The sequence below is a fragment of the Atopobium fossor DSM 15642 genome (assembly GCF_000483125.1).
GTDB classification, from domain to species: Bacteria; Actinomycetota; Coriobacteriia; order Coriobacteriales; family Atopobiaceae; genus Atopobium; species Atopobium fossor.
The window spans coordinates 633,209-645,778 of the sequence record NZ_KI519553.1; the positions used below are offsets into that span (position 1 = coordinate 633,209).

General features: G+C 45.7%; 10 protein-coding genes. All 10 read left to right on the plus strand.

The window, feature by feature from the left end:
* Positions 1-3: 3 nt before the first annotated feature.
* The 10 genes from recO to G469_RS0105700 all read left to right on the plus strand — a co-directional run bounded on the left by recO (position 4) and on the right by G469_RS0105700 (position 12,460).
* On the plus strand, positions 4-753 hold the full coding sequence (gene recO / locus G469_RS0105655) for a DNA repair protein RecO (RefSeq protein WP_028264219.1): 750 nt from the start codon (positions 4-6) through the stop codon (positions 751-753).
* Between the two features lie 172 nt (positions 754-925).
* On the plus strand, positions 926-1,207 hold the full coding sequence (gene rpsO, locus G469_RS0105660) for a 30S ribosomal protein S15 (RefSeq protein WP_028264220.1): 282 nt from the start codon (positions 926-928) through the stop codon (positions 1,205-1,207).
* An 87-nt stretch (positions 1,208-1,294) separates the two neighbouring features.
* Positions 1,295-3,523, plus strand: a complete 2,229-nt coding sequence (locus G469_RS0105665) for a polyribonucleotide nucleotidyltransferase (protein ID WP_028264221.1) — start codon at positions 1,295-1,297, stop codon at positions 3,521-3,523.
* A 226-nt stretch (positions 3,524-3,749) separates the two neighbouring features.
* Positions 3,750-5,414 (plus strand): ribonuclease J, encoded by a 1,665-nt coding sequence (locus tag G469_RS0105670; protein WP_028264222.1) that lies wholly within the window; start codon positions 3,750-3,752, stop codon positions 5,412-5,414.
* 7 nt (positions 5,415-5,421) lie between these two features.
* Positions 5,422-7,920 (plus strand): FtsK/SpoIIIE family DNA translocase, encoded by a 2,499-nt coding sequence (locus G469_RS0105675; protein ID WP_028264223.1) that lies wholly within the window; start codon positions 5,422-5,424, stop codon positions 7,918-7,920.
* 2 nt (positions 7,921-7,922) lie between these two features.
* Positions 7,923-9,431, plus strand: coding sequence for a helix-turn-helix domain-containing protein (locus G469_RS0105680; protein WP_028264224.1), 1,509 nt, complete (start codon positions 7,923-7,925; stop codon positions 9,429-9,431).
* Positions 9,432-9,443: 12 nt separating this feature from the next.
* Complete coding sequence (locus G469_RS0105685) at positions 9,444-9,941, plus strand: YajQ family cyclic di-GMP-binding protein (protein WP_028264225.1); 498 nt, start codon at positions 9,444-9,446, stop codon at positions 9,939-9,941.
* Between the two features lie 12 nt (positions 9,942-9,953).
* Entirely contained in the window at positions 9,954-11,294 is a 1,341-nt protein-coding gene (gene rimO, locus G469_RS0105690; RefSeq protein ID WP_028264226.1) for a 30S ribosomal protein S12 methylthiotransferase RimO, read from the plus strand.
* A gap of 4 nt (positions 11,295-11,298) precedes the next feature.
* On the plus strand, positions 11,299-11,919 hold the full coding sequence (pgsA, locus tag G469_RS0105695; protein WP_028264227.1) for a CDP-diacylglycerol--glycerol-3-phosphate 3-phosphatidyltransferase: 621 nt from the start codon (positions 11,299-11,301) through the stop codon (positions 11,917-11,919).
* A gap of 13 nt (positions 11,920-11,932) precedes the next feature.
* A complete protein-coding gene (locus tag G469_RS0105700) occupies positions 11,933-12,460 on the plus strand; it encodes a CinA family protein (protein WP_051353797.1) in 528 nt (175 codons plus the stop codon).
* The last annotated feature ends 110 nt before the right edge of the window (positions 12,461-12,570 follow it).

Consider the following 12,570-nt stretch of genomic DNA (forward strand, 5'->3'; position numbering starts at 1 on the left):
GCCATGCCTCGCAACCATACCTTTCGCAATAAAGGAATAGTACTTCACAAGACAAAGCTTGGGGAGCAAGATGTTATCCTTACGTTTTTGTCTGATGATGGCTCACAGCGTCAAGCGGTGGCTAAAGGTGCACGCAAGCCAGGCGGACGCTTGGCTGCACGTTGTGATCTGTTTTGTGAAGTAGATTTTTTGCTGGCACAGGGACGTTCCTTAGATGTAGTTGCAGAGGCTTCGTTGATTACTCCTCACCAGTCTCTACGCACAAATTTAGAGCAAATGAGCTGCGCATCTTGTGTATGTGAGATTGCACAACATACTTCGTTTGAGGATGCGCAAGATGGTTTTTTGTTTCCTCTTTTATCTCGTGTGCTTTTGGCTATTGAACAAACGGCTACAACTGAGCAGCTAGATTTAATTGTTACAGCATATGTGTTTAAGGTACTTGCTCATCAAGGCTGGCGTCCACAATTAGATGAGTGTATTGCTTGTGCAGATTCAGATGTATCGCGTTTTTCGGCAGCTATGGGTGGCGTTGTGTGTGAAAGTTGTGCATCAGACATCGAAGGAGCAGAGTTAATTTCTCGCACGGAAATCAGCTGGCTTGACTCCTTATTACACATGACTTTTGATCAGATACTTGCAGCTCAGATAGATAAGCAAACCGCTTCATATCTCGTTTCTTTGGCGCATATATGGGCGGTTACACATCTTGATTGTAGATTGCGTGCTTTTGAATATTATGTATCGCTGTAGTAATTCTATATATTCCCAGCGTCTATAGGTAGTTTTTGCTATACTTCGTACGTTGCATTACCCAAGCTTTGTTATCACGTACCACCTACATGATTACGCAGCTTTGGGCGTATTATCCAGCGGTTGCATATGCCGCAGTATGGTGCTTGGCACCAGAAAGGTGGACAGTCCTATGGCTACCATCACAAATGAGCAGATTGCTGACATCATTAAGGAGTTTGGCAAGAACGAGAAGGACTCCGGTTCCGCTCCTGTTCAGGTTGCAATTCTTACCACTCGTATTAAGAATCTCACCGAGCACATGAAGTCTCATCCTAAGGACTTCCACACTCGTCGTGGCCTGTTGATGCTCGTAGGTCAGCGTCGTCGCCTGCTTAGCTACATTAAGCGCAACGACATTAACGAGTACCGTGAGCTTATCGCTCGTCTGGGCATCCGCGACAACGTCCAGTAAATTGGTAAGTAAGGGCGCTTAAGTAGCGCCCTTTTTTATAAGAGGCCCGTCTGCAATGGGGCAGGCGGAGTTAAGGGGAAATAAAACATGACAAAAGTTACCCACGAGTTTGATCTGTATGGCAAGCAGTATGTCTTGGAATCTGGTGAGCTTGCAAAGCAGGCTACAGGTGCTTGTTTAGTAAAATGCGGCGACTCGACCGTTCTTCTTACCGCTGTTGTATCGGACGAGCGTAAGGATTACGACTTTTTTCCACTAACAGTAGATTTTATCGAGAAGATGTATGCGGTTGGACGCATCCCGGGCGGCTATCTTAAGCGTGAGGCTCGTCCCTCCGAGAAAGCCACGTTGACGGCTCGTATGATTGACCGTCCACTCCGCCCAAGCTTTCCAGATGGTTTTCGCAATGAGGTCCAAGTTGTTGCTACTTCTTTAGTTGCAGATCAAATTCATGCGGTAGATACCGTTTGCATTATGGGTGCTTCTGTTGCTTTGGCAGTAGGCGGTGTTCCTTTTGAAGGTCCTTTGGCTTGCGTGCGCATTGGTCGCTCCAAAGAGACAGGCGAGTTTATGGTCAATCCAACCTATGAGGAGCGTGCTAACTCTGATTTGGACCTGGAACTCGCTGGTTCTGATGGTTTTATTTCCATGCTTGAAGCTGGTGCAGATGAAATTTCTGAGCAGGACATGCTGTCAGCTATGGCATTTGGTCAAGAAGCGATTGCCGCTTTTTGTTCAGAGCAGAAGAAATTTATTGCCAAGTATGAAGAAGCTAATGGTGCCATTGAGCAGCGTCAATACATCTTGGATGAGCCTATTGCAGAGGTTCATGAGCGCATTTTTGCCCACTATGATGAAATGAGTGCAGCTCTTAAGAATGAGGACAAGCAGTCCCGCATTGGTCGTGTTTCTGCACTCAAGGAGCACATCAAGTCTGAGTTTAACGATGAGGAACTCGAAGAGTGGGGTCGCGCCATTGCTGTTGAGCTCAAGGGTCTTGAGAAGCATGCTATGCGCATGATGGTTGTCGAGACGGGCGAGCGTGTTGATGGTCGTGTTGCCAATGAAGTACGTCCTCTTATGATTAAGCCGGACTACTTGCCTTTGGTACATGGTTCTGGTTTATTCCAGCGCGGTCAAACTCAGGTTTTATCTGTTGCTACGCTCGGTATGCTCAATGAATGGCAGCGCCTCGATACCATTGAGCCTGTTGAGGGTAAACGTTATATTCACCATTACAACTTCCCACCGTATTGCACTGGCGAGACTGGTCGTATGGGTAGCCCTAAGCGTCGTGAGCTTGGTCATGGTGCTTTGGCAGAGCGTGCCTTGTTGCCTGTATTACCTTCTGAGGAAACATTCCCTTATACCATTCGTGTTGTATCTGAGGTTATGGAGTCCAATGGTTCATCTTCTATGGGATCAACCTGCGGATCTACGCTTGCATTAATGGATGCTGGTGTACCCATTAAACGTCCGGTATCTGGTGTTGCTATGGGACTTATTCAAGAAGAAGGCAAGACAGTTGTTCTTACAGACATTCAGGGTCTTGAGGACTTCTTGGGTGATATGGACTTTAAGGTATGCGGCACCGAGCGCGGCATTACTGCAATGCAAATGGATAACAAAGCAACTGGTCTAACTTCTGAGATTTTTGAGCAAGCTATGAAGCAGTCTCATGAAGGTCGTATGCATATTCTTGAGGCCATGCTTACTGAGATTCCTGCTGTGCGTGAGCATACTAAGGAAACCGCACCTACTATTATTAGTCTGCAGATTCCTGTAGATAAGATTCGTGATGTTATTGGTAGCGGCGGTAAAGTTATTCGTGGTATCCAGGATGAAACGGGCGCTACGATTGACATTCAAGAAGATGGTACAGTCTTTATTGCTGGTGTTGGTGAAGCTGGTACCGAGGCTGCAGAGCGCGTTAAGGCAATTGTGAAAGTCCCCGAGCCTGGTGAGGAGTACACCGGTCGCGTTGTGGGTATTCAGGCATTTGGTGCCTTTGTTGAGCTGCTTCCTGGTAAGGATGGTTTGCTGCACATTTCTCGTGTTGCACAGGGCCGTGTCAACAAGGTTGAGGATGTTCTTAACGTTGGTGATGAGGTTAAGGTTAAGGTCCTTGAGGTAGATGAGAAGGGCAAGATTTCTCTTGATCGCATTGATAAGCCCGAAGCTCCTGAGAGTGCTTCTAAGGGTTTTGAAGGCGGTAAGCCTCGTGGTGATCGAGCTGATCGTAGTCGTAGCCGTCGCGTTGGCGATCAGGGAACAAATGGTGCTCGCAAACCTCGTCGCCATCACGATGGCGAGTAGTTGTAGGACTTTTCTATAACAGTAAGTTCACACGTATACTCGTGTAGTTTTTAAGCGGTTGAGCCTTATGGTTCAGCCGCTTTTTTGTATAAGTTCAGATGTGGGTATAGTGCAAATAGTGAGAAATCTTGTTGCTATTCCACTACAATTAATAAGTTACAAGCACATCTTGTATCAGCGGGATGCCGCTGTTGAATATATATGTTTGGAAGGAAATACACATATAATGGCTAAGAAAAAACCGCCTCTAAAGATTATTCCTTTGGGAGGCCTGGATGGCATTGGTAAGAACATGACTGCCTTTGAGTATGGCGATGACATGGTTCTTATCGATGCTGGTTTGATGTTTCCAGATGATGATCAACCAGGTATCGATTTGGTTTTACCTGACTACACCTATGTTTTGGAGAATGAAGAAAAACTTCGTGGCATTATTATTACCCACGGCCACGAAGATCATACGGGTGCATTGCCGTATTTACTACAGGATTTGGTACCTAAAGTACCTATTTTTTCAAGTGCGCTAACACTTGGTTTTATCGAAGGAAAACTAGCGGAACACAAGATTCGTAACCCTAAATTTCGTACGGTTACAGATGGCTCTCATATTGATCTTGGTAAGTTTTCAATTGATTTCTTTTCTATGACACATTCCATTCCTGGTGCTTTTGGTGTCTTTTTACAAACACCCCAAGGTACTGTGATGCATACGGGAGACTTCAAGCTGGATCAGACGCCCATTGATGGTGTTTTACCTAACTACTACGCTATTACTAAGTTTGGACATCAGGGCATTGATTTGTTACTTTCGGACTCTACCAATGCCATTCGTTCTGGTTATACACCTTCCGAGGCGGAAGTTGGCGCTTCGCTGCGTCACATTATTAAGAATGCTACAGGTAGGGTATTTGTGGCTTCCTTTGCAAGTCACATCCACCGTTTACAGCAAATTTGTGACTTTGCCGTTGCATCTGGTCGCAAGGTTGTTGTAACTGGTCGCTCTATGGTTACTAACACTAAAATTGCACGTGAACTAGGCTATTTGCACATTGCAGATGAAGACATTATCGATGCGTTTAACGTGGATGAAATCCCTGACGATAAAATTGTTGTTTTATGCACAGGCAGTCAGGGCGAGCCTCTGAGCGCTCTAGCGCGTATGGCTAATGGTGAGCATAAGTCACTTTCCATTACGGCAAATGATACCGTTATTATTTCTGCCACACCTGTGCCTGGTAACGAGCGCTCTGTTCAGGGTATTGTTAACTCGTTGTCCAAGATTGGCTGCGCTATTTACGATAAAAGCAATGCGTTGGTGCATGTTTCTGGTCATGGCTCTCGAGAAGAGCTTAAGCTTATGTTGGCTATGACGCATCCTGTAAATTTTGCTCCTGTCCATGGTGAGGCAATTCATTTGCGTGCCCACGCTCAGCTTGGTCGTGATATGGGTGTCAACCCAGATAATATTTTCTTGTTAGATAATGGTGATACCTTAGAGATGCGTGGCGGTAAGGTTCGTTTTGGCACTGCCGTTGAGTCCGGCATTGTTTACGTTGACGGTCTGCGCATTGGTGATACCGAGCCAGCAGTCTTGCGTGACCGTCAGAAGCTTTCTGAGGACGGTATTGTTACGTGCTTTGTTGCTATCTCTTCTCGTGATCATAAGGTATCCGAGATTGATATTACTATGCGTGGCGTTTCTTTTGGTGGAGATGATTCATTGCTGTCTGGTGCACAGGATTCCATCCGTGATTCTGTTAATAATGCGGCCAGCAACAATGGTTCTTCACCTGAATCTCTTCGCAAAACAGCACGTAATAGTCTGTCTAATTATCTGTGGAATAAGACTCACACGCGTCCGATGGTTATTCCGGTCGTGATGGAGGTTTAGGATTTTCATGCCCAATCGTAGCTCAAACATATCCCGCAAAGGCAAAAAGTCCAATGCTCGCACCAATCGCGGAGCAGGTGCACGTCGTAGTGATGCCAATTCATTTGCATCTGCTACAGCTATCAATGACATTCTTGGTGTTTTGATTGCTGTTATTGCTCTTGCTCTGGCGCTTGCCTTACTTTCTCCTTCAAATGCACCGGTAACTCACCTTACAGGTCAAGTGCTCATACAAGGTTTTGGTGCTGGCGCACTCTTGGTGCCCATTGCATTGTTCTTATATGCACTTACCTATTTCATGTCTTCTGATGGACCCATATCTCGTCGCATTGCGGTGGGTCTTGCGCTGATTGTAGTAGCAATTTTGTCTATCTTATCGGTCATGGTGCCAGGTATTGAAGGAAAACCTACGATTGTTTTTATGAATGAGGTGCTTCCTAGTGCTGGTGGCTATGTTGGTGGCGCTATTGCATGGGCATTAGTTTCCTTGCTGGGTAAGCTTGTTTCTTTGGTGGTTCTTGCAGGTGTTATTATTGCTGGCATTATTGTCTGTGGTTTCTCGATAAGCACTGTTGTCGCAAACTTACAGGATAAGGCTGCTGATTTCCGCGAAGCTGCAGCAATAAGGCGAGAAGAAGCGGCTGCACGTGCTGCTCAAAATAAACTTATGCGTGCACAGGACCGTCAAGATCGCCAGGCGGCGCAGCATGGCGGCAAAGCTACAAGTGATGAGCCTGCAACTACTTTTATTGGTGCTCGCAAAACTACTGTTATCAAGCGCAATGAGTCTACCGAAACGCAAGATATTCCCGCTCCGGTAACTAAGTTACTTACGCGTAAAAAGAAAGATGTCTCTTCGGAAGTAGCAATAGATGTTGCGCCTGCAACAAGTAAGTTAGAAAAGAGGTCTTCTGCGAAGGACGCAACAAATGGCAGTATTGCTATTCCTGGTTTTTTGCAAAATGCTTCCTCCCAAGACCAAAAAACAAAAAATTCATCTGAATCCAAAGTGGATCCTTTGCGTGAGCGAGCAGATGAGCATGATGGAGCGCTGCCACCAATCAATATGATTAAGTGTGGAGACAGGTCAGCTACCAGTGAAGTAAGCTCTGATGAGCTTTCTACAACTGCAACTAAGCTTCAGTCTACCTTGGAAGAATTTGGTCTAGTTAGTAGGGTAGTAGGTTGGACGAGTGGTCCTGCCGTTACCACCTTTAAGATTGAAATGGGTGAGGGTGAGCGCGTAAACAAAATTCGTAATCTTGAGGATGACATTGCCCTGTCCTTGGCAGCAAAGTCTGTCCGTATTTTTGCTCCAATTCCTGGCACATCTTTAGTTGGTATTGAAATTCCAAATAAGGCAACGCAGCCTGTCTATTTGGGAGATGTACTTTCTCACGTTACAGGTGGTCCCTTGGAGGCAGCTTTTGGCCGCGATTCTGAAGGTGCCCCTGTTGTAGTAGATATTGCTGCTTTACCTCACTTGCTTGTTGCGGGTACAACAGGTTCTGGTAAATCTGTTCTTCTCAACAGCATTGTTATGACTATGCTCATGCGTGCTACACCTGAAGAACTTCGTCTTATTATGGTTGACCCTAAACGTGTTGAATTTACTTTTTATGCAGGCCTTCCTCATTTATATGTTCCTGTTGTTACGGAGCCTCGTCAGGCAACAAGTGCGCTGCAGTGGGGCGTTACAGAGATGGAACGCCGTCTAAAGGTTTTTGAGCACTATAAAGTACGTGACATTAAGTCATTTAACAAGCAGGTAGATAGTGGTAAGTTGTCCGAGATGGACAATCCTCCCAAGAAGATGCCCTATTTTGTCATTGTTATTGACGAGCTCAGCGATCTTATGATGGTCGCTGGTAAAGATGTTGAATCTTCCATTGTTCGTATTGCCCAACTGGGCCGTGCAGCCGGTATTCACCTGATTGTTGCAACACAGCGTCCTTCTGCAGATGTTGTAACTGGTCTTATTAAGGCAAATATTGATAACCGTGTTGCCTTGTCTGTTGATAACAGCATTAATTCTCGCATCATTTTAGATCAGACAGGTGCCGAGAAGCTCTTGGGTCGCGGTGATATGCTATATAAACTTCGTGGACGCAAGCCAAAGCGCGCGCAGGCATGTTTTGTATCCGAAGCAGAGGTCGAGCAGGTAGTTGACTTTATTAAGGAGCATCATGAGTCTGATTACCATGAGGATATTTTATCTGCAGTAACACCTGGAAAACCCAGTGCCGGTGGTTCAGATGTTGCTTCGGATGATGATCCCTTGGTATGGGAAGCTGCACAAATTGTTGTGGATTCCCAACTAGGTTCTACCTCGGGTATTCAGCGCAGGCTTAAAGTTGGTTATGCTCGTGCTGGGCGTATTATGGATATGCTGGAAGCAAAGGGTGTAGTTGGTCCCCCAGATGGATCTAAACCCCGAGAAGTACTTATCGATGCAGACGGGCTAGAAGAGCTCCGTGCTGCAGAGTCTGAATATAGGGAGGTGTAGCCATGGCTTATCCACGTTTTAGCGAGATGTTGCGTAACCGCCGCGAGCAGCTTGGCTTAACTATTGAGCAAGCAGCTCGTGTGCTTAAACTAAAAGAGCAGGCGCTTATTGCTTTTGAGGAAGCAGACTTCACTTCCATTCCTAAGTCAGGATATGCTCAGGGCATGCTTTCTTCGTATGCACGCTATTTAGGATTGAATCCACGTGAGGTTGTGGATCAGTTCCAAGAGGACTTATACGAGCATACTAATGGCGTTATGTCTCATGAGCTGCGACGTCGTACTCGTGATGGTGTGCATGGACGAGGGCCTATGGAAGGGTCAAGCTACGAGCTTCCTATTGTAGGTAGACGCTCTTCTAACTCTAATTTGCCCGAGCCTCCCCATCTACTTCCCGAGAATCCCTTGCTTGGACGCACGGGTTCTTTTGAGACTACTTCTCAGGCTCGTTCTCGCTCGGAGTTATATCAGCAAGGTAGTCCTGCTACCCGCAGCTATGATGCTACGAGCACTAATATGATGTCACAGTCTCGTGATTCGTATCCACAGGGTCGCCCTTATACGAGCAGCTCTGCCTCTTCAGCATATACAAGTCCGCGTCGTTCTTCTCGACGTTCTCGTAATACGTCCAATTCCCAAGAAAGTCAGGCACGTGCAATAACACCACGTACGGGTGATGTGGTTTCTCGTCGTCCATCAACCAATCAGTATACGGATGATTTGCGTATTGAGAACAATGCACGCAGGTACGAAACCGCTTCTTCACGTCAAGGCAGGCATTCCTACCGTAACATTGCTTCTACTAATCGACCTTTGGTCAAGCGAAATGATGAACTTAATCGTAGGCAGCTGCGCAATAGACGAAGTAACACAGTACCTCAGGAACCTGGCATTATAGGTTTTTTGAGCTATTTTTTCTCTGACCGAGTGCGTGCTATTGCAACTATTTTGATTGCTTTGGCGGTTTTACTCATCATCTTGGTATCTACAGCTGTTCGTTCTTGTGCAAGCAGGGTTACTGATGACAAAAAAACAGTTGCTATTTCTACTGCAACTCCTGCTGCTTCTAGTACAGCGGCTGCCAGCACTACTGCTACCACCGAAGCCGAGCCGGCTACTACTACTGCCGCACCTATTACCGAAACAGTGGTAAAGGTTAGTGTCGAAGACGGTGCAGTTACTTGGCTTGAAATTACCAATGACGGTACTTCTGAGGTCGTGCAAACCGTTACGGGCCCCTGGTCAAAGACATATACCGTTACTAAGGAAATTACCATTCAGGTTAATGATACTTCGGCTGTAAACGTTACAAAAAACGGTGAGAATGTTCGTTTTGATGAACGTGCAAGTGGAGTAGGAAGCATTACCATTCAGGGAACTAATCCTCAGGCTGCAACTACAGACGCTGCAGATAATGGCACTGATGCTAACGAAAATAAAAGCGCAGAGGGATCCTCAAAAGATTCCAAGAACTCTAGTTCTTCATCCAACTCATCTTCGAGCAATAGGTAAAGGAGAATTGCTATGGCCAAAGATTCTAGTTTTGACGTCGTATCTACGGTAGACATGCAAGAAGTAGATAACGCTTTTCAGCAGACTGCTCGTGAACTTACGCAGCGCTATGACCTTAAAGATACTGGTGCCACCATTGAACTTTCCAAGGCAGATGGTATGATTACCGTTCATGCTCCTTCTGAGTTTACTGCTTCGCAGGTAACTGATGTTTTAAATAGCAAGCTTGTTAAGCGTAAGGTTGACCTTAAGGCTGTTCGATGGGATAAGCCTCAGGCTGCAACGGGCTCTTCCATTCGCTTAGTTGGTCACATTGTTCAAGGTATTGAGCAGGAGCTTGCCAAGAAAATTTCCAAGGACATTCGTGATCAAAAGCTTAAGGTTAAAGCTACAGTAGAGGGCGATAAACTCCGTGTTACTTCTGCTTCCAAGGATGCCCTTCAGCAGGTCATTAGCTTCCTTCGCGAGAAGGACTATGATCAGCCGCTTCAATTTGTTAATTATCGTTAGGACAGTTCTTTTATGCCATCTGTTTGTTATGTCACGCTTGGCTGTGCAAAAAATGAAGTTGATACTGACCGTATGCGTGCCCTGTTGCGCAATAGTGGTTATTGTGATGCTGCTATGGCTGAAGATGCGGATGTTGTTCTAGTAAACACCTGCTCATTCCTTGCAAGCGCCACTACAGAAAGTATCGAGACTACACTTGAGCTTGCGGAGGAAACAGCCTCTGGTGTGCGCCAAAAGCCTATTATTATGTGCGGCTGCGTGCCTTCTCGTTATGGCGATGCACTTCCTAATGAGCTTCCTGAGGTTGCTGCCTTTGTACGCACAGATGAAGAAGATGGCATTGTTGACGTTGTTTCCAGTGTTTTGGGTATCGAGAAACGCTCATCTGTAACAGATTTTTCTGAACTCACCTTGCGTACGATTGATGGTGCAAGTGCCTTTGTCAAAATCTCTGACGGCTGCGATCGCTTCTGTGCCTTTTGTGCCATTCCTTACATTCGTGGTCGTTATGCGTCAAGAGCTGCAGAAGAAATTTTGGACGAGGTTCATGCACTTATGGGGGGCGGTGTTCGTGAAGTTATCCTCATTGGTCAGGATACTGGCGTATGGGGTAGCGACATGAAAGATTCTTACAACCTTGCCTGGCTTTTGCGTCAGGTGGGAAAAGTTGTACGACCTTACCAGGGTTGGGTTCGTGTTTTGTATCTACAGCCTGAGGGCATGACAGATGATTTGATTGCAGCTATTCGCGATACTCCTGAAGTATTGCCTTATATTGATATTCCTATCCAGCATTGCTCGGGTTCCGTCCTTAAAGCAATGAATCGTACGGGCAATGCGGATGAATTTCGTAATGTGTTTAATCGTTTGCGTAATGAAATTCCTGGCATGGTTTTGCGCACCACTGCACTTACTGGTTTTCCTGGAGAAACTGAGGATGATTTTGACGAGCTCATGGACTTTCTCGTCGAACAAGAGTTTGACTACACCTCGGTATTTTCGTACTCACCAGAAGAGGGTACACGCGGTGCAAAAATGTCCAATCAGATTGATGAATCAGTAAAGCTTGAACGCACGCAGGCCCTTATTGATGTGACAGAACAACTTGGATTTGCTGCAACTGCTAAGCATGTAGGCGAGCGCGTACAAGTTATTATTGATGGAATCGAAGAGGGCGATAATGGCCCTGAACTTATTGGCCATACTTGGTTCCAAGCGCCTGATTGTGATGGTGCGGTTCACATTGCCTATGGCGAGGCTGCGGTGGGCGAAGTTGTAACCTGCGATTTGGTGGATTCGTTTTGTTACGAACTAATCGGTGAACTTGTGGATACGGCAGATGGGAAAGCATAAAAACATGTGTACTGATTCTTCTCATAGCACACCTGGTTCTGGTATTCGCTGGACTGCCGCAAATATAGTTACAACTATTCGAGTTGTGCTCATACCGGCATGGATTTTGATGGCAGAGCTTATATATGCAAAGAGCAATGGTGTAGAGGTTAACTGGGGCGGTTTTGCAATTTTTTGTTTCTTTGCCTTCTTGTCTCTTACCGATAAGATAGATGGTTACCTTGCGCGTAGCAGGGGAGAGGTAACTGTCTTTGGTAAGTTTCTTGATCCCATTGCAGATAAATTATTAGTTGTTACTGGCATGGTTTGGCTATTAGAACAAGGAGCTATCCCGGCTTGGGCTATTGTGTTGGTAATTTCTCGTGAGTTTTTAGTGTCTGGTTTACGCATGGTCGTTGCTTCTAAAGGCACAGTTATTGCAGCAAGTAATCTTGGTAAATGGAAAACAGCTACTACCATGGTGGCATTATGTGGCTATATGTTGGCTATTACCCTTCCAGCAGGAATTTTATGGCTCGGTGTCTTTAGCGTTTCTACAGTAAGTTTTTGTGTTGCTATGATACTAACCGCTTGGTCTGGAATTGACTACTTTATTAAGTCTTGGAGCGCCTTGGGCGAGGACTAGCAAGGAAATACTCATGACGCACTCTGCATCTTTTGCAGCTTCTTCAGATTTGTTTGAACGAGAAATTCGTGAACTTGCAACGCAAGTTGTGCAATGTGCTACTGAAGCTCATGTACAGCTTGCAGTAGCAGAGTCTTGTACTGGTGGTTTGGTGAGTGCTGCTCTTACGTCTGTAAGCGGTTCAAGCGCAGTTGTGCGAGGCGGAGTTACAAGCTATGCAATTGAAGTAAAACACGATGTCCTTGGTGTGGATAATCAAATTTTCTCCACCGTAGGTGCTGTTTCTTCTGAATGTGCTCAACAAATGGCTCAAGGTGTTTCTCAGGTGCTAAAAGCGGATATTGCAGTATCTGTAACAGGTATTGCAGGACCTACAGGTGCAGAGCCTGGCAAGCCCATTGGAACAGTATGGTTTGGCTTATGTACCCCTCTTACTTGCAAGAGTTTTGTAAAATATTTTGATGGCAATAGGGATGCTGTTCGTATGCAAGCTACCCGTACCGCGCTTCAGAGCTTATTGGATGAAATCGCTGCTTGTTAGATATATGTTAGTAGGTGTTTGATATACGTTAGAAGCCTCTTACAAAATGATTATTAGTGATTGACATCGAACAGATGTTCGTATATTCTCTTTTGTGAGAGAAGGGGAGC